The organism is Herbiconiux sp. A18JL235, assembly GCF_040939305.1.
GTDB lineage: Bacteria > Actinomycetota > Actinomycetes > Actinomycetales > Microbacteriaceae > Herbiconiux.
In genome coordinates this window covers 486,089-509,935 of record NZ_CP162511.1, presented here as the reverse complement: position 1 = coordinate 509,935, position 23,847 = coordinate 486,089, and the positions used below count along the sequence as shown (strand labels likewise).

Sequence of the window (23,847 nt, the reverse complement as noted above, 5' to 3'; positions counted from 1 at the left end):
GATGACGCCCTCCGAACCCGCCAGGCCGCCCCACCCCCCGCGGCGGCGGAGCTTCACCGACGACAAGATCCTCGACCTCGGCCGCCACCGCAGGCAGGACGAGGCGAGGCGGCTGCGCGACCTGGTGTCGGCCTTCGTGCTCTCCGCCGCCGAGAGCGGCCAACGGCTGCCCTCCGACGAGGAGATCGCCCGCGAGTTCTCCTGCACCCGCAACACCGCGCGCATCGCGATGCAGATGCTGGTGCAGGAGAACTCGATCGGTCGCGCGGCCGGCCAGGGAACGCATGCCCGCACCCCTCCCACCACCTGGCGCACCGACCGGCTGCTCGACAAGCTGCGCATCTCGCCCGAGCCGGTCGACCACGACTACCTCCTCATCGGCTGGCACGAGACCTCGGCGATCCCGGCCCCCATGGCCGCGGTGTTCGACCCCCGAGCGGTGCGGATGGCCGTGTTCGAGCGGGTCGTGCTCTATCGCGGGCGCCCCGGCTCGCTGCGCACCTACTACCTTCCGCTGCGCGCGCACGACGAGTTCGGCCAGGCCGATGCGAACGACGACGTGCTCGAGGCGCTCGAGCACCGCTTCGGGCACAGCCCGCTGAGCGCCTCCCGGCAGATCAGCGCGATCTCGGCCGACCTCTCCGCGGCGGAGCTGCTCGCGGTGGAGGTGGGCACGCCGCTGCTGTTCATCGAGACGACCGTGCGCGCAGCCTCCGGCCACGTCGTGATGGTGTACCACGGGCGGCAGCGCTCCGATCAGGTGCGGGTGGCCCTCGACCCGTCCCGCGACGAGCTCTGAGCGAGGCGCAAGCCGCGCACGATCGGCACCACGAGCACGATCAGGGCAAGCACCAGGGTCGCGGCGATGACGCCGACCGCGGGCACGGGCCCCGCGAGGTCGGCCACCGCGAACACCAGGATGGGCCCGAGCGCCGCGCCGATATCGCCCGCCGAACGGGTGAAGCCGATGATGGTTCCCGCCGTGGCAGGCGGGAACCGCTCACCCGTCACCACGTTCGGCACGATGCCGGCCACGCTGGTGGCCACGTAGTAGAGCACGAGCACCGCCGAGAAGGCGAGCGGTGCCGTCATGGCGGGGAAGAGCATCACGGCACCTGCCGCGACGAGGGTGGAGGGGATGAGCACCGTGAGCCGTGCTCCCCGGTCGACAACGCGCCCGATGAGCGGAAGGGCGCCGATGCTCACCACTGTACCGATGGCCATGACGACACCGAGGCCGAACGGGTCGAGCCCGCCGATGTCGTAGGCGAGCACCGGGATGAGGCCCTGCTCGCCCGCGAAGCGGGCGAAGAAGGTGGCGAAGGCGACAGCCACCAGACCCACGGCCAGGAGGCGCGAACCCGGAGGGCGAGGCACACCCGTCGCGACCGGCGTGCTCGGCCGCAGCCGCGCATCCGGTGCCGGACGATCGGCGAACGCCGACCAGAACCAGCTCGCCGGGCGCACCAGATCGACGCAGAGGCACACCACGAGCGGCAGCACGGCCACCGCGAACGCCCACTGCACACCCCACGCACTCACCGCGGCGCCGCCGATCAGCGCGCCGATCGCCCCACCGCTCATCTGCACGACGGTGGCCATGGCCATGGTGCGGCCGCGGCGCTCGGGCGGGGCGCCCGCCACGATCACCGCGAAGCCGATCGTCACCGCGGCTCCGCCCAGCACTCCGGCCACCAGCCGTGCGGCGAGCAACGCCGGCTCGTTCGGCAGCAGACCGGTCACCGCGGTGACCGCGATGAGCAGCACGCACACCACCTGCAGGAAGGGGCGGGGAGGGATGCGGCGGAGCGCGAGACCGGCCGGCACGTTGGCGATCACCCGGCCGATCGCGAACGCGGCGATGAGCACTCCGATGCTCCCCGTGGCGAGACCGAAATGCTCGACCAGCACGGGGAGCGCCGGAACGATCACACCCCAGGTCATCTGCACGCAGGCGATGAAGGCGCACACCAGAACCGCCTGCCCACCGATGCCCCAGGTGCCGCGGGGGCGACCCGACGACTCGGCGAGCCGGTCGCCCCCGGTGCCGCCCGGCGCGGCCTCCGCAGACGCCGGAGCGGCCGGCTCGGGCGCTGTACGCTCCGAACCGGCCGCATCCGACCGCGGGGGACGACTCACGAACTCACTCCGCCAACCCGATCGACGGGTCGATGAACTCGTTCGTCACCAGGTCGCCGGGCGTGAGACCCTCGGCCACGGTGACGCCCTGCGCCTCCCAGACCGGGATCATCTTGTCCATCAGGTCTTGCACCCGCGCCTCGTCGAAGTCGCCGAGGGTCGCGTTCTCACCGTTGCCCGAGATGCCCTCCGCGAGCATCGTCTCGACCGAGTAGTCGGCCACACCCTGGGTGTAGACCCACCCGGTGTCGTACTGCTCGACCAGGTCGAGGATGAGCGCGTTCGTCGCCGCGGGGTCGGCGAAGTAGTCGACCTCGGCCTGCTGCAGCACGGGCACGAGCGCCTCCAGGCACGACGCCGAGCCCTCCACGTCGGCCGAGCGCACCACCACGGGGTCTTGGTAGGGGCGGAAACCGAGGTCGTCGATGAGCTGGTAGGCGACGGGCTTCATCCAGCTCTCCACTTCGTTCTCGTACACGTAGGGCTCCGCCGAGGCGTACCCCTGCTGGGCGTCGGCGCCACCCGAGGCGACGAACGACGCGGGCGTGCCGTCGTAGGAGGCGTCGAGCTGCGACTCGGGGACGATCCCGGCCGAGGTCAGGTACTCCATGTAGGCCGAGCCGCCGAAGTAGCGGATGATCGCGCCGGCATCGACGAGATCGCTCACCCCCTTCACCTCAGGATACGTGGCCGGGTCCCACATGATCATCAACGGGCTGATGTCGTGCGAGGCGAACACCGCGGTGGTGGGCATCTCGGCCGACTGGGCGATCGACTCGTCGGTCGAGACGTAGCCGAGGAGGATGTCGGGGTCGGTGTACATCAGGCTGGTCACCGTCTGGTAGCCGGTCGCCGGGCCGCCCGCCCTGATCTCGACGTCGACGCCGGTGTACTCGCCGCTCGCCATGAGCGGACCCGAGACCACCTTCTTCGAGGCGTCGATGGCGGGGTCGTCGCCGAGCAGCTGGTAGAGGTGCCCGTGCTCGGCCTCCGGGTTCCAGCCGGTCTGGATGACCACGGTGGCGGGGCAGCCGGCCGCCGCCAGATCGACGGCTCCCACGGTCAGGCCCGCGGCTGAGGACTCGGCGCCCTCCTCCGTCGCCGACGACCCCGAGCTGCAGGCGGTGAGCAGGAGGGCCGTGGCGGCGGCGGCGCCGATCGACACCGCCGCTCGCGAACGGGAGGGGCGACGGCTCGGGCGGGAGGTGGTGCGGCGCATGGGATCTCCATCTGTCGGTGGTGCAGTGGGGGTGCGGGGCGCTGCCAGTCTCGCCGCCGGCCGTTGCACCCGTGTTTCCCTGCCGCGAACTCCCGGTTGCGCCACTCACCGGGTCGTCGATCGGTGCCGTGGCGCGCATCCGTCGCCCCTGCGCCACCTCGGGCCGGGCGCCGGGGTGTGCGGCTCAGCCCGCGCAGGCTCCGGATGCGACCGGCCCGGTCGACGACACCGCAGCCAGCACCGGGGCGATCTCGTCGAGCGTCATGGCGTAGCCCGTCTCGGTGTCGAGGGTCGACCTGGCGAAGACCACCCCCACCACAGTGCCGTCGGCGGCGAACAGCGGCCCGCCGGAGTTGCCGGGGCGCACCACAGAACGGAGCGAGTAGATCTCGCGGGTCACCGCATCCTGCTCGTAGATGTCGCGGCCGACGGCCTGGATCACCTCGCGCACGCGGGCCGACTCGGTGTCGTACGGGCCGTTCTCGGGATAGCCCGCCACCACGGCGGAGTCGCCGGCGGCGAGCTCCGAGCCGAGCGGCAGGGGGTCGACGCCGAGTCCGGGCACCGCCAGCACCGCGAGGTCGCGTTCGGGGTCGAACACGACGAGCTCGGCCTCCCGCAGCTCCCCCGTGCCGCCGAGCTGCACGTACGTCGTCTCCGAGCCCGCGACCACGTGCGCGTTGGTCATGACGCGGTCGCCCGCCACGACCCAGCCGGTGCCCTCCGCGTCGGAGCCGCAGCCGGGCGCGGAGGCGAGGATGCGCACGACGCCGCCGGCGGCGTCGTTGACCGCCTGCGGGATCGAGGGATCGGGTGCCGGGGCGTCTTGGATGGTCTCGGGACCGAACGCGAACACCTGCGGGAACCCGGAGTCGTCGAGCGCCGAGTTGAGGGTGCCGAGGGCCGTCGACGAGGGCACCGGTGCCACCGCGTCGAGCGCGGCGACCACGCGCGAGGAGCCGACGACCTGGGTGACGGCGGGGATGCCCGTGGTCTGAAGGAAGCCCGCGAGCAGCCACACCACGACGGCCCAGGTGAGGAGTCCGAGCACGGAGCCGCCGAGCGCGTCGATGCCGCGGCCGATGCGCACCGAGCCGATGACGCGCCTCAGCAGCTGGGCGACGATGGTGAGCGCCGTGATGGCGAGGCCGATGCTGAGCACCAGCACGGCGCCGGTCGCGACGGCGCGCTGCACGGGCGTGTTCCAGCCGAGGCTCGCCAGCCAGTCGACCAGTCCGGGTGCCACGGCCGTCGCGAGCAGGGCGCCGCCGACGAGGCCCACGAGCGATGCGGCGGTGACGAGGGCGCCACGGCGCCACCCTCCGAGCACGGCGAGAACCGCGATGAGGATGAGGACGATGTCGACGAAGAGCTGCATGTGGTGGTCATGCTACGGCGGCCGTTCCGCGCGCACCTGGGAGACGGGTGTCGAGACGTTCCGGGCCCGGGCGTAGAGTGACGATCGTGACCTCGAGCATCGACGACATCCCCCTCACCACCATCGACGGCGGCACCGCGACGCTCGCCGAGTACGCACCCGTGAAGCTCATCGTGAACGTGGCCTCGCGCTGCGGGCTCGCCCCGCAGTACGAGAAGCTCGAGGAGTTGCAGAAGAGGTACGGCGATCGCGGGTTCACGGTGCTCGGCTTCCCGAGCAACCAGTTCCTGCAGGAGCTCGGCGACACCGAGAAGATCAAGGAGTACTGCTCCATGACCTGGGGCGTGACCTTCCCCATGTTCGACAAGGTCAAGCTCAACGGCCGCAGCGCCCACCCGCTCTACCAGGAGCTCAAGAAGACACCGGATGCGTCGGGCAAGGCCGGGCGCGTCACCTGGAACTTCGAGAAGTTCCTCGTCACCGCCGACGGCGCCGTCCACCGCTTCCGCCCCACCGTGCAGCCCGACGACCCCGAGATCATCGCCCTGATCGAGGCCTCCCTGCCGTCGGCCCCGGCGGCGGAGTAGCAACTACTCATCCCGCCGGCGGCCCTCCCGCGCCTACCGTCGGGGGATGACCCCATCACGTTCCCTCCGCCTCGGAGTCGTCGCCCTGCTCGCCGGCGCCCTCGCCGCGCCCCTCCCCACCACCCTCGCCTCGGCCACGGAAGTCCCCGCACCCGACGCCACGGCAGCAACCGAAACCCAGCAGACGACCGACCCTGGCGTGATCCGGCTCGGCGGAGCCAATCGCTTCATCGTCGCCTCCTCGATCGCGGCGAATACGACCTTCCCCCGCACACCCGTCCCTGTGGTCTACATCGTCTCCGGCGAAGTCTTCCCCGACGCCCTCTCCGCGTCGGCCATCGCGGGCAACCTCGGCGGCCCTGTCCTGCTCGTCACGAAGAACTCCATCCCCGACATCGTCGAAGTCCGGTTGACGGCTCTCAAGCCGAAGAAGATCGTCATCCTCGGCGGCCCGAACACCATCGACCCCTCGCTCGACGCCCAGTTCAACGTCTACGGCGCACCGGTGAGCCGCATCGAGGGAGCCGACCGCTACGAGGTCTCGGCCAAGGCCTCGGCAGGAGCGTTCAAGCAGAACCCGACCGACATGGTCAAGACCGTCTACGTCGCCTCCGGCGAGAACTACCCCGACGCGCTCGCCGGCGCCGCAGGCACCGCCGCTCCCGAGAACGGCACCGCGCGCGGGCCGCTGCTGCTGACGCGCAAGGGCGAGCTCCCCGCCTCGGTCGATGCCGAGCTGCAGCGGCTGAGTCCCGAGCGCATCATCGTGCTCGGTGGGCCGGGCAGCGTGTCCGACACCGTGCTCGACCGACTCCGCGCCATCCAGCCGAACGTCACGCGCATCGCGGGAGAAGACCGCTACTCCACGGCGGCTCAGGTCGCCGGCAAGTTCACCCCGGGCGGCACCGTCGTCGTCGCCTCGGGTCAGAACTTCCCCGACGCGCTGGCCGGCGGTCCGCTCGCCATCAATGAGCAGGGGCCCATCGTGCTGGTGCAGCCCGACGCCATACCCGCCTCCGTCTCCGACTACCTGACGGCGGCGAAGCCGAAGCACATCGTCATCCTCGGCGGTGACCTCTCCGTCAGTCAGAAGGTCGCCGGCCAGCTCGCAGGGTTCATCGTGCCCTGACGTGGCCCTCGGTTCCTCGCTGACCCGTAAGGGGCCACAACGCCCCTGACACGCACCAGGAGTAAAGTGCCGCCTCGTGAAGAACGAGGCGGCACTTTTCGTGGGGGCGGTGGAGGCATTGCGGGTGGCGGGGTGCGTGTTCGCCGAGGAGGAGGCGCGGCTGCTCATCGCGGCGGCGGGGTCGGAGCGGGAGCTCGATGGGCTCGTGGCGCGGAGGGCGGCCGGGGAACCGCTCGAACCGTTGCTCGGGTGGGTGGAGTTCTGCGGGCGCCGGATCGCGATCGACCCGGGGGTGTTCGTGCCGCGCCGGCGCACCGAGCTGCTCGCCGAGCGCACGGTGGCCGAGGCGGAACGGGTGCGCGCCGAGCGCGCCTCTCGCCTTCGGCCCGGCACCGACGGCCGAACGACCGGCGCTGCCGGTGTCGTCGTGCTGGAGCTCTGCTGCGGGGCGGGCGCCGTGGCGGCAGTCGTCGAGGCCGCGGGTGGCTTCGAGGTGGTGGCCGCTGATGTCGATCCGGCAGCCGTCGCCAACGCCCGCACGAACCTCGCCGATGCGGCGAGCGTGTTCGAAGGCGATCTGTACGACGCGCTACCGGAGCGGCTGCGGGGGCGCCTCGACGTGATCGCGGCCAATGCGCCCTACGTGCCGACGCAGGCGATCGCGACCATGCCCCCCGAGGCCCGCGACCACGAGAAGCGGGTGGCTCTCGACGGCGGAACCGACGGGCTCGACGTGCAGCGTCGGGTGATCGCCGAGGCACCTCGTTGGCTCACGGCGAGCGGCACCCTGCTCATCGAGTCGAGCGAGCGGCAGGCACCGTCGACCGCCGCCCTGATGACCGCATCCGGGTTCGATGCCGAGATCGTGAGGGACGAGGAGCGCGACGCCACCGTCGTCATCGGGCGAATACGGTAGCCCGCGCGTCGGCCCGGGGCGTGCTACTTGCGGTAGGGCGTCTTCGCCATCTCGACGATGGCCATGATGCCGAGCACGCCACCGACGAGGGTGATGAGGCCGACGACGCCGAGCAGTATTTCCGCCACCATGAAGGTCTCCGTTCCCTGGGTCGCTCCCAGCGTACCAAGAGCCGACGCGAGCCGCCGTCGCCTCAGCGGCGCCGGGCGGTCCACCCGAGCAGGCGCGGCAGCTCCCAGGTGGTGACCACCCGCTCGGCGGGCACGCCGGCGGCGGCAGCACGCGCCGCGCCGTGGTCGAGGAACGACAGGTGACCGGGCGCGTGCGCGTCGGAATCGATCGAGAACAGGCAGCCCGCGTCGAGTGCGAGCGCGAGGAGCTCGTCGGGCGGGTCCTGCCGCTCGGGCCGCGAGTTGATCTCGACCGCGACCCCCTCCTCCGCACAGGCGGCGAAGACGGCCTCCGCGTCGAACTCCGACGGAGGCCGGGTGCCCCTCGACCCCTGCACGAGCCGGCCGGTGCAGTGCCCGAGCACGTCGGTGTTCGGGTTGCGCACGGCAGCGAGCATCCGTGCCGTCATCGTGGCGCGGTCGGCGCGCAGCTTCGAGTGCACGCTCGCCACCACGACGTCGAGCGACTCGAGCAGCGCGAGCTCCTGGTCGAGCGAGCCGTCGTCGAGGATGTCGACCTCGATGCCGGAGAGCAGGCGGAACGTGCCCGACGTCGCGAACTCCTCGTTCAGCGCGTCGACGACGTCGAGCTCCTCCTCCAACCGTTCGGGCGAGAGCCCGTTCGCGATGGTGAGGCTCGGCGAGTGGTCGGTGAGCGCTTGATACTCGCGCCCCAGTCGCTGCGCCGCCCGCGCCATCGTCGCGATGTCGGTCGTGCCGTCGCTCCAGTCGCTGTGCGCGTGCAGGTCGCCCCGGAGCGCCTCGAGCAGACGCGTCGCCGCGGGCTCGAGCTCGTAACCGCTGCGCGATCGGAGATCGGCGAGGTAGTCGGGAACCCGCCCCTCCAGCGCCTGCGTCACGATCTCGAGCGTGCGCGCGCCGATCCCCTTCGTGCCCTTCAACCGCCCATCGGACGCTCGCTCCGCGATCTCCTCGGGCGTCAACGAGGCCAGTACCCCGGCCGCCGTCCGGAATGCCTTCACCTTGAACCCCGGCGCCAGCTCGCGCTCGAGCAGGAACGCCGTCTCCTCGACAGCTTCGCGTGCATCCATGCGCCCGACCCTACTGCGCGGCGTGTCGCGCGACACCGAGCCGCGAGACAAGCGCTCGGTAGACTTCGAGGGGCGTCGGAGTGGAGCAACGGATGATCGTGGTGACGGGGGCGACGGGCTTCATCGGCTCCTACACGGTGCGCGCTCTGCGCGATCGCGGGCACGAGGTGGCGGTGCTGAGCCGCTACGACTACCGGCCTGAAGCGCTACGGGTGATCGGCGACGACCCGCCGGAGATCATCCGGGCCGAGCTGCACGACAGCGAGGCCATGGGCCGCGCCCTCGACCGGCTGCGGCCCGACGCCGTCGTGCACCTCGACGCCTACGTCAACCCGGTCGCGCTGAAGGACGACCCGGTGAAGGCGCTCGAGATGAACGTCGACCCGACTCTCGAGCTTCTCGAGCTGTGCCGCACCCGTGAGGTGGGGCGGTTCGTGTTCGCGTCGTCGGTGTCGGTGCTGCCGACGGTGAGGTACCAGCCGATCGACGCCGCGCATCCGCTCGTGACGAACCGGGAGGGGCCGGCCGGCGGCTTCTACGGGGTGTCGAAGGCGGTGTCGGAGATCATCGCGCTGGGCTACGCGGATGCGTTCCCGCTCGACGTGCGCATCGCCCGGCCGAGCGCGGTGTACGGCTTCGGCATGCAGTGGCCGGTGGGGGTCAAGCCCGTGGTCGAAGGGATCGTCGAGGGGCGCGAGGTAGCGGTGGCGAGCCGGGGCCCGCTGCGCGACTTCACGCCCGTGCACGACGTCGCCGCGATCTTCGCGGCCCTCGTCGACTGCGACGCGTCGTGCGATCGCGTCTTCAACGCGGGAACGGGCCGCCCGCTGCTGTCGCCGCTCGAGTTCGCCGAGGTCGTGCGGGAGACGTTCCCGGAGGCTCGGCTCGAGGTGACCGACGACGACCTCGACCCCACCGGCGTCGAGAGCCGCTACCGAGGCGTGCTCGAGATGGCCCCGGTGCGGGACCAGCTCGGCGTGCACTCCGCGTTCGACTCCCTCGCCGAAGGGCTGCTCGCGTACGCGGCCGAGTACCGCGCGTTCCTCGACGGCAGGGCGTGACCGTCGGAGCGGTATGAGAATCGCACGCTCGAGCCCTGGGGAGGCTCGGCGGCCCGATTCTCATACCGCTCGAACGGTCACGCCGGGGCGGGCCGCTCGGGGGCGGGACGGGCGCCCCGCGCGTCTGCGGCGCGCAGCCAGCGGACGGCGTGCTCGGCCCACTCCGTCTCGCAAGCGACGGTGCGGGCGGAGTCGCCCTGCCACGGCACCCACTGCTCGACGATGCGGCTGATACCGCGCCGTCCGGGCTGCACGGCAGCCATCAGCCCGTCGTAGTCGAGCAGTCCTTCCCCCATCGGACAACCCGCGAAGCGGAACCCCACCATGTCGGGGCTGCGGGTGAACGCGAAGTCCTTCACGTGGAGGTTGCGCACCCACGGCGCGGTGAGCGCCACGACGTCGGCCGGGTGCTCGAGCCGCGCGACGACGTTGCCCGGGTCGAGGCAGATGCCGAGCCGGGGCGAGTCGATCGTCGCGACGAGGTCGACGAGCTCGGCGGTGGCCACCTGCTCGTACGTCTCGAGGGCGAGCGTCGCACCGGCGGCCTCGTAGGCGGGCAGCACGCCGCGCAGGGCCGTCTCGGCCTCGACGGGCGTGGGCCGATGGGCCGGGGTGACGAGCATCGACCGCACCAGCGGGCTGCCGAGCTCACCGGCGATGTCGAGGTAGGCGAGCAGGTGCGCCGGCGCGATGCCCTTGGTGCCCACCTCGAAGCGAACCCCGAGCTGGTCACCGAGCCGCCGCAACTGCGCGAGACGGATGCGCGACACACCCTCCCCGGCCATCCGGTCGAGCTCCGGCAGGTCGCACAGCTGCACCAACCCCACTCCGAGCCGTGCTGCATCCTCGATCACCCGCTCGATCGTCCAGCGGTCGCCGGCGCCCGCGTCGAGGCGCCACTGGTAGGCGTAGCTCGACAGGCCGATCATCAGGCCCGCCGGTCTCCGAAGGTGGCCAGTGCCGCTGCGAGCTCAGGATGCGTCTCGGCGTAGTCGACGAGCGTGCGGCCCGCGAGCGCTGCATCCCACGCCTGCCTGATGCTCGTGACGCCCGCGGCGACCCCGTCGGGGTGGGCCATGATGCCGCCGCCGCACACGTACAGCAGGTCGGCCGAGCCGAGGGCGGCGTAGGTGTCGGCGGCCTGGTCGGCCGATTGGGCGGAGGAGAACACGGGAACCGCGGCCGGTCCGCCGTTCATGGGCTCGAGCACCGAGCGGGCCGAGGCGATGACCGAGTCGTCGGGCTCCCAGAACTTGTTGCGCAGGCCGTTGACGTGCACGTGGTCGGCTCCGGCAAGCCGCCACAGCTGCTGCCACACGCGGAACGAGTAGCCGAGCGACGGGTCGCGGGTGAGCGCTCCCCAGCCGGCACGGTGCGCGTGGATGGGCAGGCTGCTGTGCAGCCGCACGTCGCGCAGGCCCGCGATGCCCACCGCGTTCACGTTCACCATCACGCAGTTGCCGCCCCGCGCGGCGACGAGCTCGGTGCGACGGCGCATCTCGTCGATCTCGCCGCTCACGTTCGCCGCGTACAGCGGCCGTCGCCCCGTGACCTCGGCGGCCCGGTCGAGCCCGCGGAGCACGGCGTCGAGGCGCTCCTCGAAGGGCGAGTGCGGCGAGTCGGCCATGAGCTCGTCGTCTTTGATGAAGTCGAGCCCCGCGAGGGCGAGCTGCTCGGCGAGCTCGCCGGTCTGCTCGGGGGTGAGCCCGACGCTCGGCTTCACGATGGTGCCGATGATGGGGCCGGTCGCCACTCCGGCGAGCTCCCGGGTTCCCTCGAGCGCGAACTGCGGGCCGGGGTGCGCCTCCCCGAACGCCGCCGGCAGCTCGAGGTCGATCAGCCTGATGCCCGAGAGCTGCTGCAGCTCGAACAGGTTGCCGGCCACGGTGGCGAGCAGGTTCGGCAACTCGGTGCCCATGTTGTCGGGCGGGAACGAGAGCACGACCTCGCCGCGCACGTGGGGCCCGGGCCCCGTGGCGCCCGCCAGGGAGGGATGCTCGACCTCGCCGAGCGGCACGACCTCCTCGACCCGCGCCGCGTGCTCGCGGTGCAGCTCCGGCGTCTCGCCGGGGAGCGCGATGAAGGTGCCGGTCGACTGCTCCCCCGCCATCGCCTCGGCGGCGGCGTCGAGCCCGCGGGGGGTCTCGATGAGGTAGCGGGCACGGATGCGGTCTGTCACGTCGTGGGGCCTTCCGGGAGGAGTCTGGTCTGGTAGGGGGAGAACGGATGCGCGACGCCGGCCACGACGATCGTGCGGTCGCGCGGGGCGAGGTTGGCGACGAGCACGGATCGCCCGCCCGGTGCCTCGAGCGGGAGGGCGGCGATGTCGGTCGCGAGGTCGACGACCGGAGTGCCGAGGCGCCGCGCCCCGGCGAAGGCGGCGAGCGCCGCCCCAGCCGGGGACAGGGCGAGGTCGGCGATGTCTGCCTCGTCGGAGCCGCCCGACCCGCCGCGCGCGGTGCCCGGGAGCACCACTCCCGCCGGAGACGGGACGAGGTCGGAGATGCCCACCTCGTCGGGGACGCCCGACCCGCCGCGCGCGGTGCCCGGGAGCACCACACCGCGCGGCCCGGTGAGCTCGAACGCGGTGACGCTGTCGACGCCCGCGGCGGCGAGCGCGGCGAGGGTCGCGACGAGCCAGGCTGCGGCGAAGTCGCCGTGCTGCCGGGGGTCGACGGAGTCGTCGTCTCGCCCGAGGCGGTCGATCGGCCCCGGACGGTAGATCACCCGACGCGGACGCAGCGTCAGTGCCCCGATGCCGATCGGAGTGCCGGCGGGCGCGAGGGAGCGGGCAGTCTCGATCATCGCGGGCAGCGCTTCCACCGTCTCGAGGACGGCACGGTCGCGCCGGTCGTGCACCTGGGGGTTGAGGGCGAAGCTGAGGCCACCGTCGTCGACGGTCGCCGGAGCGTTGCGGGAGAGCTCGGCGAGATTGTCGTCGGATCCGACGGCGACGGGCACCCCCTCGAGCAGCGTGCCGAGGGCTCCTCTCAGCGCGTCGAGGGCCTCAGAGCGCGTGGCGGGGTGCTCCAGGTCGAACAGCAGCACCGAGGAGAGGCGAACACGGTGCTCGCGCAGCAGGGCGGCGAGCCTCCCGAGTGCTTCCCCCGGCCGAGGGCCGAGGTGCACGACGAGCTCGACGGGCCACGACGCGACACGGGCGAGCGCCTCCCCACCGCCCAGCCGGTCTCCGGCAGCCTCCACGTCGACTCGGAGATGATCCACGCCGAGCGCCTCGATGAGCTGGTCGCGTCCGGCGGCCCCGAGGGCGAGGTCGTCGGGGCCGAGCATGACGCCCACCCTCGGTCGCTCCACCGGAGCCGCCCAGCCGGCGGCCACGGCGACCGAGACGCCCTCGTCGTCGCGAACCACCGCATCCGGTGCCCGCGTCTCGTCGGCGGCAGGCGTCGAGCTGACCCGCACGGTCACGGCCTGCCGCACGAGGTCGCCGTCGGCGAGCTCGTAGGGATACGGGAGCGCGAGCGGCCGGCTGTAGCTCTTGAACGACGCATCCGACCAGTTGCGCTGGTCTTCACTCTCGAACACCTCGCCCTCGAACGCGATGTCGACCGTGGTGCCGGCGGCACCGGGCAGCGGATGCGCGAGGCCGGCCAGGTCGAGGAACGGCTGGTGCGGTGACACCAGGCGCGGGAACGCCGACACCTCCGTCGATCCGTCGCCGTGACGCACCTCGACCGGTGCCCCGGCAAGGGTGAGCGGATGCAGTGCCACGAAGCCGATGCGGTTCGTGAGCACGGTTCCGGTCACGCGCACGTCGACCTCGTAGCGGAGCTCGGTCGGCGTGACGACGAGGGTGGCCACCGACTCGGCCCTGCCCTCGGGGAACCCGTAGGAGCCGGTGGCCTCGAAGCGCGCGCCGGGCGTGCCCTCGACGTCGGCGAGAGCGCGGGGCACCTCGGCGACCTCGCGGTCGCCGGCGATGGTGCCCCACGCGTCGTCGCGCACCACGAACTGGAGCCCGCGCAGCACCTCGCGGCCGTCGAAGGCGAGGTGCTCCACGTCTCCCGCCGCGGAGAGCGTGAAGCTCCACGCGCCTAGCCGGTGTGCCGCATCCGTCATCGTGGTCCGCTCCTCGCCCTGATGCCTAGTGGTTGACGATCTCGTCGACGCTGGCCGCGATGACCTCGTCGTCGAAGACGCGCTTCCAGTCCTCCTTGAACAGGATGTCCTTGGCGGTCTCGATCGCCTTGAGCGCCCCGTCGGAGAACGGCGAACCGATCTCGCCGAACACGATGGCGAGCTCGACGTTCACGTGACCCAGGATGAAGGCGCGCGCGGCCTCCTGCGGCACGCCCCGGCGCACCGCCTCGTCCATCGCCTCCTTGATGATGACGACGCAGGTGGCGGCGGTGGTCTCGGCGAGCACCGGCTCGAGCAGCACCATGTTCTCGACGGTGATGCGGTGCGCGGTGAGCACGGGGGCGAAGAACGCGCGGACGACATGCTCGGCGCGCTCGTAGTCGGCGTCGGTTCCCGAGATGAGGGCGATCACCACGTCTTGGCGAGCCGCGACGCCGCCGAAGTAGTCGGTCTGCGCCGCGGCCTCGGTCTCGTCGTTGTTGAACACCGAGGGGTGGCAGGGGTGGCAGGCGACGAAGCTCACGTCGTCGCGCTCGGGCAGGTGCCCGGCATAGGGGGCTGCGGCGTCGAGCACGATGAGGGTGGCGCCCGACTTCATGAGCGGAACCGCCTGCTCGGCGACGACACCGATGCGGTTGTCGGGAACGGCGAGGATGACGACGTCGGCAGCGCCCACAGCGGCCTCGAGGCTCGTGGGGGTGCCGCCGCGCTCGGCGAGACGGGCGATGCCGGCTTCGCTCGGTTCGACGAAGAGCAGTTCGTAATCGGTCTTCAGCAGGTTGTCGGTGAGGCGCGAGCCCATCTTGCCGCCGGCTCCGATGAGGGCGATCGTGGTCATGAGGTTCCTTCCTGAGGGGTTGAGCCCAGCTCGGCGAGCAGGACGAGGTAGTCGGGGTCTCCGATCTGGCCCGCCTTGAGGCACAGTTCGAGGTCGTGGAGCGCGGGGTCGGGGCTCACGGCGCGGCACAGCGGCGCTCCGGGAGCCAGGCGGCGCACGAGCCGCAGCGCCTCGATGCCGAGCGCCTTCGCGACGTAGCCGGAGGTGTCGCCGCCGGCGACGACGAGTCGCGGCACCGAGGTGAGTCGCACGACCTCGGCGGTGACGGCGCCGAGCGCGGCGGCGAGCGCGGTGCCGTCGACGGGCGCGGAGTCGGCGAGCGCGGTGCCGTCGACGGGCGCGGAGTCGCCGCCCGCACCACCCGCGCCGCCGCCCGCGGCGGGAACGGGCGTGCGCAGCAGCACGCGGTCGTGGCGGCCGAGCGCCGCCACCGTGCGGGCGACCGCGTCGGCGCACGCCGCCGCGCTGCGCTCGGGGTCGACCAGGGCGTGGTCGTCGACCTCGACGAGGGCGAACCCGGCGTCGAGCGCCACCTCCACCTGCGCCCGGGTCGCCGGAGCCAGCGATCCCACGACGGTGAGCGTCTTCGTCGGCTGCCGCACAGGCAATGACTCGGCGGCGCCACTCGCGCCCCAGGCCGCGCCCAGCGCGTACTCGACGCCCGAGGAGCCGACCACCCCCACCGGCGAGCCGGTCTCACGGGCGGTCTCGAGCATCCGGTGCAGTGCCCTGCCCACCTGGCGCTGCGAGCCGAGGTCGTCGACGTCGAGCAGCACGAGCCCCTCGGCCTCGGCGAGTCGCGAGGCGACGCTTCGCCCGACGGTGTCGTCGTCGCCGTCGAGCTCGCGCAGGTCGACGAGCGCCACGGGCAGCGCGGTCTGCGGGCGCAGGTGCTCGCGGAGGTCGGCCTCGTGCATGGGAGTCATCGGATGCACGGTCATGGTGGGGTGCCGATCCAACCGGTACACCTCGCTGCCGTAGCGGGCGAACAGGGTGCCGAAGGCGGTGTAGCGGCCGAGCTGCGGCACCCCGACGACGAGCGGTGTCGGGCCGTCGCCGAGCTCGGCGCGCAGCAGTTCGGTGGCGCGCCCGATGCTGCCGACCGTGGGCGAGGAGTCGAAGGTCGAGCAGATCTTGTAGTGCACGAGCGGGGCGCCGAGCGCGGCGAGGGCACGGAACGCCGGTGGCAGCTCCTCGTGCATCTGCGCCGGGGTCATGGTGCGGCTGACACCCGCCACGCCGACGGCCCTGGCCTCCGGGTGCGCGGCGAGCTGCTCCGGAGTGGGCGGCTCGAGGAAGAGCAGGGTGGGCAGCCCTGCATCCTCGAGGGTCTCCATGACATCGGTCGACCCGGTGAAGTCGTCGCCGTAGAACGCGACGACGAGGCCGTCGGCGGGCGGATCGAGGGGCGCGAGGTCGGTGTTCACGGGGTGAGCTCCTCGGTGCGCTCCGACATCACCACGCGGCGCGTGAGCTTCTCCAGCCTGCCGGTGCGCAGCGCGTCGACGAACACGGCGAGCAGGATGATGCCGGCCTGGATCATCGGCGTGACATAGAGGTCGACCTGCAGGAACTGCAGCCCGGTCTGGATGAGCTGGATGAGCAGTGCCCCCACCACCGTGCCCGGGAACACCGAGCCGCGACCACCGAACAGGCTCGTGCCGCCGAGCACCGCCGCGGCGATGGCGTCGAACTCGTCGCCCGAGCCGAAGCCCGGCGCCGCGGTGCGCAGCTGCGTCATCGCGACGAAGCTGGCGAGACCGGTGAGCCCGCCGGCGATGACGTAGACGGTGAAGAGGATCCGGCGCACCGGTATCCCCGCCCGCTCGGCGGCGGCGCGGTCCTCTCCCGTCGCGAGCAGCTGCCGTCCGAACGGCGTCCGGGTCACCACGATGTGGGCGATCAGCACGACGATCGCGAAGACCCACACCGGCAGCGGGATGCCGAGGATGGGCTGCGAGCCGAGCGCCCCGATGACGTCGGGGTAGTTGACCTCGCGCGAGTCGGAGAGCCCCAACCCGATGCCACGGAACACGGTGAGCATCGCCAGCGTGACGATGAACGGGATGACGCGCAGGAACGAGATGGCGAACCCGTTCACGGCGCCGAGCACGAGCCCGACACCGATGGCGAGCAACGGCACCACGAACACCGGGATGGCCGCCGTGTTGATGATCTGTCCCACCACCACGGCGACGAGATAGAGCATCGAGCCCACCGAGAGGTCGATGCCCGCCGTCATGAGCACGAGCGTCATCCCCACCGCGACGATGCCGATGTAGGCGGTGCTGCGGGCGATGTTGCCGAGCGTCTGCAGGTCGAAGAAGCGCGGGTCGAGCAGCGAGAAGATCACGAACACCACGACGAGCAGGATGATCGGCACGTTACCGAGGGCGAGTTGACGGAGCTTCGACATCAGCGTGCTGCCTCCTGGTCGAGGGGAACGGGGGTGGTGGCTGCGGCCGCGCCGCTCTCGGCTGCACCGCCCGACTCGCCGAAGGCGGCGCCGAGGATGCGGCGGGCGTCGAACTGCGAGCGGTCGAACTCGCCGACCAGCCGCCCCATCCGCATCACCAGGATGCGGTCGCAGATGCCGATGAGCTCCGGCAGCTCCGACGAGATGACGAGCACGGCGGTCCCCTGGTCGGCGAGCTCCAGCGTGGTGCGGTACACCTCGTACTGCGCCCCCACATCGACCCCTCGGGTGGGTTCGTCGAGGATGAACACGCGCGGCTTCGTGAGCAGCCACTTGGCCAGCACGACCTTCTGCTGGTTGCCGCCCGAGAGCGAACGCACCGGGGAGCGGTCGAGATCGGCCGACTTGAGCCGCAATCCGCTCGTCACCTCGGCGACGTCGCGGGCGACGGCTCGCCGCCTGATGGGCCCGAGCACCCCGCCCGCCCAGCGCTTGAGCGACGGCAGCGCGGCGTTGGTGATGACGGAGAAGTCCATGAGCAGGCCCTCACCGCGCCGGTCTTCGGTGACGAAGGAGAGGCCGCGCGCGATGCGTGAGCGGGTCGACCGGCTCGAGACGTCGGTGCCGTCGACGACGACGCTGCCGCGGTCGACGGGGTCGAGCCCGTAGACCATCCTGGCCAGCTCGGTGCGGCCGGCGCCCATGAGCCCGAACAACCCGACGACCTCGCCCGAGTGCACGGTGAGGTCGATGCCGTCGACCACGCCCTTGGCCGAGAGGTCGGCGACCTCGAGCACGGGCGTGCGTTCGGCGTGCCCGTCGCGGGAGGGGAAGCGGTTGTCGAGGCTGCGGCCCACCATGAGGGTGATGACCTCGCCGACCGGCAGCTCGGGTTCGGGTCGCACGTCGACGAGCGCGCCGTCGCGCATGATGGCGATGCGGTCGGAGAGCCGTTTGATGTCTTCGAGGATGTGGGAGACGTAAATGACGGAGGTGCCGCGCTCGGTCAGCTGTGCGATCAGCTCGAACAGCCGGGCCGTCTCACGCGAGGTGAGCGAGGTGGTGGGTTCGTCGAGGATGACGAGCTTCGGGTCGCCGACCGCCGCCTTGGCGATCTCGAGCATCTGCCGCTGGCCGGGGCTGAGGTCTTCGACGAGGGCTGAGGGCGAGAACGGCAGGTCCATCAGGGCGAGCGCCTCGCGGGCCTTCGCCCGCGCCGCCCGCTTGTCGGTGAAGACGCCGAGCCGCCTGGGGTAGCCGGTGAGGAACATGTTGTCGGCGACCGTGAGGGGCGCGAACAGGTTGAGCTCCTGGTGCACGTGGGCGATTCCCACCTTGCGGGCCTCGGCGGGGCTGCGCGGTTCGTAGCGTTCCCCGTCGACCCAGAGCGAGCCGGAATCGGGCTGCAGCACGCCGCCGACGATGTTCATGAGCGTGCTCTTGCCCGCACCGTTCTCGCCGACGAGACCGAGCACCTCGCCGGCGGCCACCTCGAGGCTCAGGTGCTTGTTGACGGTGACGCCGTAGAAGCTGTGCGAGACGTCGTCGATGCGCAGGCGCGGCTCGGTCATCGGGTGCCTCCCAGGATGCGGTTGCGCACGACGTCGAGCAGGGCTGCGGCCACGATGACGAGGCCCTTGACGATGAACACGACGGTGAACGGCAGGTTGAGCAGATTCAGGCTGTTCGAGAGCACCACGAAGAACAGTGCGCCGAGGGCGGCGCCGAGCACCGAGCCCTTGCCGCCGAACAGCGAGACCCCGCCGATCACCGCGGCGCCGATGACGTCGAGCAGCAGGTCGTCGGCGAGCGTCGGGCGCCCGGCCTCGAGACGCGTGGAGTAGAGGATGCCGCCGATGGTGGCGAACACGCCCGAGAGCGCGTAGGCGAGCACGACGACGCGGCGGTAGGGCACTCCCGAGATGATGGCGGTGTCGCGGCTGGTGCCCGCGGCGTAGAGCCAGGCGCCGAAGGGGGTCTTGCTCAGCACGAAGTGGGCCGCGACGCCGAGCACGACCGCGATGATCGCCGGAACGGTGATGGCGCCCCAGATGCGGCCCTGACCGATCTCGATGTACGCCTCCGGCAGGTTCGGCACGTTCTCGCTGCGGGTGAGCCAGACGGCCACGGCGCTGAACAGCAGCATGGTGCCGAGCGTCACCATGAACGGGGGCATCTTCAGCCGGGCGATGAGGAGGCCGTTGACGGTGCCGAGAACGGCGCCGATCACGACCATGAGCACCACGGCGAGCGCGATGCCTCCGCCACCGCCGAGCGGACCGCCGTCCGGCCCCACGACGCTGCCCCAGAGGGCCGACTTGTCGAACAGCGACGGCTCGAGCGCCTGCGTCACGAGCAGCGCGCCGACGGTGTTGGTGAGGTTGATGATCGCCGACTGCGCGAGGTCGATACCGGCCAGCACGAGCACGAAGGTCTGCCCGATGACGATGATGGCGAGAGGCCAGAAGTTCGACAGCACGTTGAGCGCATTGCGCTCGGAGAGCAGCCCCTGGGCGAAGGGTGCCATCGCGACGACATAGACGACGATGAGGATGGCGACGAAGCCTTCGCCGGCGAAGAGTCGGCGGAGCACGGCTCCGCGCCGGGGCCGGGTGGTGCCGGGCGGCGGCGGAGCGGCGGGCGAGCTCGCGACGGGTGGTGCAGCGGTCACGACGAGGTCCTTCCGGAGGAAACGTGGGGGGCGCCGGCGCCCGGTGCTGAGCATCCGGGCGCCGGCGGGGTGACGGTCGGGCCGATCAGCTGCTCGGGGGCGTGATGACGCAGCCCCACATGTCCTTCTCGCGCTCGTCGAAGTTCGACTGCGTCAGGGCGAAGCCGGGGTCGACGATGGTCTCGTCGGGGTCGGACTCGTTGTCGGCGATCGCCTGGCCGAGCGCCTCGAGCAGTGAGGAGGCCTCGTAGAAGAGGTCCTGCACGCCGGTCGCGTCGACGTAGCCGTCGCGGATGAGACCGCAGGCGCGGTTGTCGCCGTCGAGCCCGCCCATCAGCACGTGGCCGTCCTCGCCGACGGGCTTCCACTTGCCGAGGGGCTCCAGCACCGCCTGGATCTGCGGGAACAGGAAGTCGCTCGAGGTGAACAGCACGTCGATGTCGGGGTTCGCCTGCACGGCCGCCTGGAGGTTCGCCTGGCCGGTCGCCGCATCCCAGTTGGTCTGCACCTCGATGGGGGTGAGGAACAGGTCGGGGTTGGCGTCGATCACCTCGTAGAAGCCGTTGCGGCGCTCGACCGCGTTCTGGTCGCTGAGGTTGCCCACCATGATGAGCGGCTGCACCTTGCGGCCGAGCTTCTTCGCCTCGTCGGCGAGGTACTGCGTGGTCTGTGCCGCGACGTCGCGGTTGTCGGCGACGGCGACGATGGCCGCGCCGTCCTCGGTCGCGGGCGGACGGTTGAAGATGCCGATCGGGATGTCGGCGTCGTTGGCTTCCTTGATGATGGTGTTCGCGCTCGACCCGTCCTCGGGGATCACGATGATGCCGTCGACGCCCTGGGTGATGCAGTCGCGCACCTGCTCGAGCTGGCGGTTGGGGTCTTCGTTCGAGTTGTGCTCGATGACCGTGGCGTTGGCGGCCTCGAGCGAGTCGCTGATCGACTTGATGCCCGCCGCCCAGAACTCGGTCTCGCTGCCGGAGAAGCCGAAGCAGATGCGCTTGCCGCTGAGGTCGGCGCCCACCTCGACGCTGATGTCCTCGGTGGCGGCGTCGGTGCTGCTGCCGCCTCCGCCGGTGGTGGTGCCGCAGGCGCTGAGGGTGGCGACGAGGGCGAGGGCTGCTACCCCTGCCATCGCAGTGCGGAATCGTGTCACGAGGCCTCCTTGACTCGGGGATGCGACGAACCATTTCGCCGCTGGTACGAGAGAACATAGCCACGGCGGGCCGAATTAAGCAAGTCGCAACAGGGATCTGGACACGGGGTTCCTCCGTCTGGACTTTGGTATACCAAGTGCATGCTAGTGTTCGTGCGAGGTCATCGATGATGATGGGAGCCGAGGAAGGTGGACAGATGGCAGAGTTCGTGCCCTTGACGCGACAGCCGTCGCTCGCGGTGCGCGTCACCGAGGAGTTGCTCGAGGCGATCGCCGCGGGCCGGTTTCGGCCGGGTGAGCGACTTCCCAGCGAGCGCGACATGAGCGATCAGTTCGGTGTGTCGCGCACGGTCATCCGCGAGGCCGTCCGCGGGCTGCACGCCAAGGGCGTGCTCGAGATCACGACGGGCAAGGGCGTGCAGATCGCCACCGTGTCGTCGAGCCGGGTCACCGAGGCGCTCGAGCTGTACCTGCGCGGTGCGCAGTCGCAGGAGATCATCCGGCCCGAGCACATCGCCGAGGTGCGTGAGACGCTCGAGACCCGCCTGGTGGAGATCGCCTGCGAGCGCGCGACCGCCGACGATCTCGCCGCCATCGAACGCGAGCACGAGCTGATGTCGGCGGCGCACGACCCCGAGACGGCGGCACGGCACGACGCCGAGTTCCACCGGCTACTCGCCGTGGGAACCCACAACGCGCTCTACCTCACTCTGATCGAGTCGATCAACGCGACGATGCGCACCATCCGCGCGAACAGCTTCACGGTCGAGGGCCGGCTCGCCGTCGCCCTCGAGGAGCACGAGGCCGTGCTCGACGCGGTGCGCGCCCGCGACGCGGCGGCGAGCCGCGAGGCGATGCAACGTCACCTCGACGACTCGCAGAAGTTCTACGGCCAGGGCTCGGGGGCGACCTCGTGACCGGCCGGCTGACGGGCAAGATCGCCGTGGTCACCGGCGCCGCCTCGGGCATCGGCCTGGCGACGGCGCTGCGCTTCGCCGCCGAGGGGGCCGAGGTTCACGGCCTCGATCGCGACGCCGACCGGCTCGCCGAGGCGTTCTCGGAGACCGAGCACGTGCATCCACTGGTCGCCGACATCACCGACGAGCGGTCGGTCGCCGACGCGTTCGACGCCGTGCTCGCGCGGCACGGGAGGCTCGACATCGTGGTCGCCAACGCCGGGGTGCAGCTGTTCGGGCACGACGCGGCCATCGCCGACCTCGACCTCGCAGTGTGGCGGCGCACCGTCGACATCAACTTCACCGGCACCTTCCTCACGATGAAGCATGCCGTTCGGGGAATGCTCCCGACGGGAGGAGCGATCCTCGTCACCGGGAGCCCCACCGGGCTCACCGGGGAGGGCGGAGGGTTCACCGCCTACTCGGCGACCAAGGCCGGCGGGTTCGGCCTCGTGCGCACGGTGGCCGCCGACTACGCGAAGGCGGGCATCCGTGTGAACAGCGTGGTACCCGGGTTCACCACGACGCCCCTCGTCACTGCGATCTCCGACAACGAGGAGCAGCGCGCGGGCATCGTGTCGCGCGTGCCGCTCGGCCGGCCGGGCACACCGGAGGACGTCGCGGGGATGATGGTGTACCTCGCCTCCGACGAGGCCGCCTTCACCACGGGGAGCACGTATTTCATCGACGGGGGCATGAGCACGCTCTGAGCCCCCCGCTCCGGTGGGTGAGCGATCACGCCGAGAGGTGCGTGGGGGGCAGAGGCCGGGGCTGGAGCCGGAATGGAGGGCTCGAGTCCAGGGCCGGAGGCCGAGTCAGGCCGCTGAGGCGACCCGCCCGCGCGGCATGCGCAGCGCGAACAGGGCCGCCGCCGCCATCAGCACCACCGCCGACCCGAAGGCCGCCTCGAAGCCGAACGCGTCGACGAGCAGGCCCGCCACCAGCGGCCCGGCGATGGCCCCCGCGTCGCCGAACGCCTCGAACACGGCGACGGGCTGCCCGCCCCGCGCACCCGCGGCGTCACCCACGGCGGCGGCCGGTGCGGTGCCCATGAAAGCGGCGGCGACGCCGTAGACGCACAGGAGGAGGACGAGCATCCAGAGCTCGGTCACGAAGGGGATGGCGATCATCACCACCGACCCCACGGCGAAGGCGGCGACGATCGCGGGGCGGCGACCGACGGCGTCGACGAAGCGTCCCGCCGGCAGGAGTGCGAGTGTCTGGGCGACGGCCGCGATGGCGAACGCGATGCCCGTCCAGGCAGGCTCACCGCGTAGCACCTCCACCACGAGCACCGGGATGAGCGCGCTCCGCACCCCCATCGCCGCCCACCCCTGCGCGAGGTTCGCCAGCAGGGCCGACTGGTAGCGACTGTCACCGAGCACCTCTCGGAAGGGGCGGAGCGGGAGCGTGCTCACCGCATCCGCCGTCCGGTCGTGGCGGCGGAGCAGCGCGAGCCCGACGGCACCCGCGACGACGAGGGTGCCCGCATAAAAGAAGAACGGCGCGTGAAGCGAGATGCCCGACAGGAGGCCACCCACCGCCGGGCCCGCCATCCCTCCGATGAGGAAGCCGCCCTGGTAGAAGCCGACGGCACGACCTCGGGTACTCGGGTCTGAGGAGGCGAGCAGCAGGGTCATGGCGGCGACGGTGAACATGGCCGAGCCGATTCCGCCCACCCCGCGTAGCAGCAGAACCTGCAGGTACGAGTCGGCGAGTCCGACCAGGGCGCTCGACACCGCGACGATACCGATCCCCACGGCCAGGATGACGCGCTCGCCGGCGATGTCGAGCAGCTTGCCCACGAACGGGTTGGCGATCAGACGCATCACCGCGAACGCCGAGACCACGGCGCCCACCTCGAGGTAGCCCACGCCGAAACTGCGCACGTACACCGGGAGCACGGGGATGACGACGCCGAAGCCGAGCATCACGAAGAAGGCGACGACACCCAGCACCACGACGTCTCGCGGCAGCGCCGGCGCTCCGCCCCAGAGGAGGCGGCGGAGGCGTTCGGATGCTCGGGTCACCGAACAAGCGTAGGAGACGCGGGAGGGGTGG

At 71.5% G+C, this 23,847-nt stretch carries 21 protein-coding genes; 7 read left to right on the top strand and 14 right to left on the bottom strand.

Annotation, left to right across the window (positions count from 1 at the left end):
- Position 1: 1 nt before the first annotated feature.
- On the top strand, positions 2–799 hold the full coding sequence (locus ABFY20_RS02330; protein ID WP_368498346.1) for a GntR family transcriptional regulator: 798 nt from the start codon (positions 2–4) through the stop codon (positions 797–799).
- Here the strand turns inward: ABFY20_RS02330 and ABFY20_RS02325 are convergent.
- The 3 genes from ABFY20_RS02325 to ABFY20_RS02315 form a co-directional block, all read right to left on the bottom strand.
- On the bottom strand, positions 757–2,139 hold the full coding sequence (locus tag ABFY20_RS02325) for an MFS transporter (protein WP_368498345.1): 1,383 nt from the start codon (positions 2,137–2,139) through the stop codon (positions 757–759). The genes ABFY20_RS02330 and ABFY20_RS02325 overlap by 43 nt on opposite strands.
- 4 nt (positions 2,140–2,143) lie before the next feature.
- Positions 2,144–3,358 carry an ABC transporter substrate-binding protein gene (locus ABFY20_RS02320; RefSeq protein WP_368498344.1) on the bottom strand — a complete coding sequence of 405 codons (1,215 nt, stop codon included), beginning with the start codon at positions 3,356–3,358 and terminating at the stop codon, positions 2,144–2,146.
- A 184-nt stretch (positions 3,359–3,542) separates the two neighbouring features.
- Complete coding sequence (locus ABFY20_RS02315) at positions 3,543–4,736, bottom strand: MarP family serine protease (RefSeq protein ID WP_368498343.1); 1,194 nt, start codon at positions 4,734–4,736, stop codon at positions 3,543–3,545.
- 86 nt (positions 4,737–4,822) lie between these two features.
- Between ABFY20_RS02315 and ABFY20_RS02310 the strand changes: the two genes are divergently transcribed.
- The 3 genes from ABFY20_RS02310 to ABFY20_RS02300 all read left to right on the top strand — a co-directional run bounded on the left by ABFY20_RS02310 (position 4,823) and on the right by ABFY20_RS02300 (position 7,368).
- Positions 4,823–5,323, top strand: coding sequence for a glutathione peroxidase (locus tag ABFY20_RS02310; RefSeq protein ID WP_368498342.1), 501 nt, complete (start codon positions 4,823–4,825; stop codon positions 5,321–5,323).
- A gap of 46 nt (positions 5,324–5,369) precedes the next feature.
- On the top strand, positions 5,370–6,452 hold the full coding sequence (locus ABFY20_RS02305) for a cell wall-binding repeat-containing protein (protein ID WP_368498341.1): 1,083 nt from the start codon (positions 5,370–5,372) through the stop codon (positions 6,450–6,452).
- 76 nt (positions 6,453–6,528) lie between these two features.
- On the top strand, positions 6,529–7,368 hold the full coding sequence (locus tag ABFY20_RS02300) for a putative protein N(5)-glutamine methyltransferase (protein ID WP_368498340.1): 840 nt from the start codon (positions 6,529–6,531) through the stop codon (positions 7,366–7,368).
- A 193-nt stretch (positions 7,369–7,561) separates the two neighbouring features.
- Here ABFY20_RS02300 and ABFY20_RS02295 read toward each other — a convergent pair whose 3' ends face one another.
- Positions 7,562–8,590, bottom strand: a complete 1,029-nt coding sequence (locus tag ABFY20_RS02295) for a PHP domain-containing protein (RefSeq protein WP_368498339.1) — start codon at positions 8,588–8,590, stop codon at positions 7,562–7,564.
- Positions 8,591–8,670: 80 nt separating this feature from the next.
- Here ABFY20_RS02295 and ABFY20_RS02290 point away from each other — a divergent pair, with 80 nt between their 5' ends.
- On the top strand, positions 8,671–9,651 hold the full coding sequence (locus ABFY20_RS02290; RefSeq protein WP_368498338.1) for an NAD-dependent epimerase/dehydratase family protein: 981 nt from the start codon (positions 8,671–8,673) through the stop codon (positions 9,649–9,651).
- Positions 9,652–9,728: 77 nt separating this feature from the next.
- Here the strand turns inward: ABFY20_RS02290 and ABFY20_RS02285 are convergent, their stop codons facing one another.
- From ABFY20_RS02285 to ABFY20_RS02245, 9 genes are all read right to left on the bottom strand, one after another.
- On the bottom strand, positions 9,729–10,580 hold the full coding sequence (locus tag ABFY20_RS02285; RefSeq protein ID WP_368498337.1) for a sugar phosphate isomerase/epimerase family protein: 852 nt from the start codon (positions 10,578–10,580) through the stop codon (positions 9,729–9,731).
- Positions 10,580–11,830 (bottom strand): ribulose-bisphosphate carboxylase large subunit family protein, encoded by a 1,251-nt coding sequence (locus ABFY20_RS02280; protein WP_368498336.1) that lies wholly within the window; start codon positions 11,828–11,830, stop codon positions 10,580–10,582. The genes ABFY20_RS02285 and ABFY20_RS02280 overlap by 1 nt, the downstream gene beginning before the upstream one ends.
- On the bottom strand, positions 11,827–13,731 hold the full coding sequence (locus tag ABFY20_RS02275; protein ID WP_368498335.1) for a hypothetical protein: 1,905 nt from the start codon (positions 13,729–13,731) through the stop codon (positions 11,827–11,829). Before ABFY20_RS02275 ends, ABFY20_RS02280 begins: the two co-directional genes overlap by 4 nt.
- A gap of 25 nt (positions 13,732–13,756) precedes the next feature.
- A complete protein-coding gene (locus ABFY20_RS02270) occupies positions 13,757–14,590 on the bottom strand; it encodes a phosphogluconate dehydrogenase C-terminal domain-containing protein (RefSeq protein ID WP_368498334.1) in 834 nt (277 codons plus the stop codon).
- On the bottom strand, positions 14,587–16,017 hold the full coding sequence (locus tag ABFY20_RS02265; RefSeq protein ID WP_368498333.1) for a four-carbon acid sugar kinase family protein: 1,431 nt from the start codon (positions 16,015–16,017) through the stop codon (positions 14,587–14,589). Before ABFY20_RS02265 ends, ABFY20_RS02270 begins: the two co-directional genes overlap by 4 nt.
- Positions 16,014–17,006, bottom strand: coding sequence for an ABC transporter permease (locus tag ABFY20_RS02260; protein WP_368498332.1), 993 nt, complete (start codon positions 17,004–17,006; stop codon positions 16,014–16,016). The genes ABFY20_RS02265 and ABFY20_RS02260 overlap by 4 nt, the downstream gene beginning before the upstream one ends.
- On the bottom strand, positions 17,006–18,577 hold the full coding sequence (locus tag ABFY20_RS02255) for a sugar ABC transporter ATP-binding protein (protein ID WP_368498331.1): 1,572 nt from the start codon (positions 18,575–18,577) through the stop codon (positions 17,006–17,008). The genes ABFY20_RS02260 and ABFY20_RS02255 overlap by 1 nt, the downstream gene beginning before the upstream one ends.
- The gene (locus ABFY20_RS02250; protein WP_368498330.1) at positions 18,574–19,677 is read right to left on the bottom strand and encodes an ABC transporter permease; all 1,104 of its coding nucleotides are present in this window, start codon (positions 19,675–19,677) and stop codon (positions 18,574–18,576) included. Before ABFY20_RS02250 ends, ABFY20_RS02255 begins: the two co-directional genes overlap by 4 nt.
- 85 nt (positions 19,678–19,762) lie before the next feature.
- The gene (locus tag ABFY20_RS02245) at positions 19,763–20,830 is read right to left on the bottom strand and encodes a sugar ABC transporter substrate-binding protein (protein ID WP_368498329.1); all 1,068 of its coding nucleotides are present in this window, start codon (positions 20,828–20,830) and stop codon (positions 19,763–19,765) included.
- A gap of 197 nt (positions 20,831–21,027) precedes the next feature.
- On the opposite strand from ABFY20_RS02245, the gene ABFY20_RS02240 reads away from it, so the two are divergent.
- Positions 21,028–21,747 (top strand): FadR/GntR family transcriptional regulator, encoded by a 720-nt coding sequence (locus ABFY20_RS02240; protein ID WP_368498328.1) that lies wholly within the window; start codon positions 21,028–21,030, stop codon positions 21,745–21,747.
- The gene (locus ABFY20_RS02235; RefSeq protein WP_368498327.1) at positions 21,744–22,496 is read left to right on the top strand and encodes an SDR family NAD(P)-dependent oxidoreductase; all 753 of its coding nucleotides are present in this window, start codon (positions 21,744–21,746) and stop codon (positions 22,494–22,496) included. The genes ABFY20_RS02240 and ABFY20_RS02235 overlap by 4 nt, the downstream gene beginning before the upstream one ends.
- A 105-nt stretch (positions 22,497–22,601) precedes the next feature.
- Here the strand turns inward: ABFY20_RS02235 and ABFY20_RS02230 are convergent, their stop codons facing one another.
- Positions 22,602–23,816: an MFS transporter gene (locus tag ABFY20_RS02230; protein ID WP_368498326.1), complete on the bottom strand. Its 1,215-nt coding sequence runs from the start codon at positions 23,814–23,816 to the stop codon at positions 22,602–22,604.
- Between the last annotated feature and the right edge of the window lie 31 nt (positions 23,817–23,847).

Coding starts and splice junctions, on each gene's coding strand:
- ABFY20_RS02330 (WP_368498346.1), top strand. CDS start 2: ATGACGCCCTCCGAACCCGCCAGGCCGCCCCACCCCCCGCGGCGGCGG.
- ABFY20_RS02320 (WP_368498344.1), bottom strand. CDS start 3,358: ATGCGCCGCACCACCTCCCGCCCGAGCCGTCGCCCCTCCCGTTCGCGA.
- ABFY20_RS02315 (WP_368498343.1), bottom strand. CDS start 4,736: ATGCAGCTCTTCGTCGACATCGTCCTCATCCTCATCGCGGTTCTCGCC.
- ABFY20_RS02305 (WP_368498341.1), top strand. CDS start 5,370: ATGACCCCATCACGTTCCCTCCGCCTCGGAGTCGTCGCCCTGCTCGCC.
- ABFY20_RS02295 (WP_368498339.1), bottom strand. CDS start 8,590: ATGGATGCACGCGAAGCTGTCGAGGAGACGGCGTTCCTGCTCGAGCGC.
- ABFY20_RS02285 (WP_368498337.1), bottom strand. CDS start 10,580: ATGATCGGCCTGTCGAGCTACGCCTACCAGTGGCGCCTCGACGCGGGC.
- ABFY20_RS02275 (WP_368498335.1), bottom strand. CDS start 13,731: ATGACGGATGCGGCACACCGGCTAGGCGCGTGGAGCTTCACGCTCTCC.
- ABFY20_RS02270 (WP_368498334.1), bottom strand. CDS start 14,590: ATGACCACGATCGCCCTCATCGGAGCCGGCGGCAAGATGGGCTCGCGC.
- ABFY20_RS02260 (WP_368498332.1), bottom strand. CDS start 17,006: ATGTCGAAGCTCCGTCAACTCGCCCTCGGTAACGTGCCGATCATCCTG.
- ABFY20_RS02255 (WP_368498331.1), bottom strand. CDS start 18,577: ATGACCGAGCCGCGCCTGCGCATCGACGACGTCTCGCACAGCTTCTAC.
- ABFY20_RS02240 (WP_368498328.1), top strand. CDS start 21,028: ATGGCAGAGTTCGTGCCCTTGACGCGACAGCCGTCGCTCGCGGTGCGC.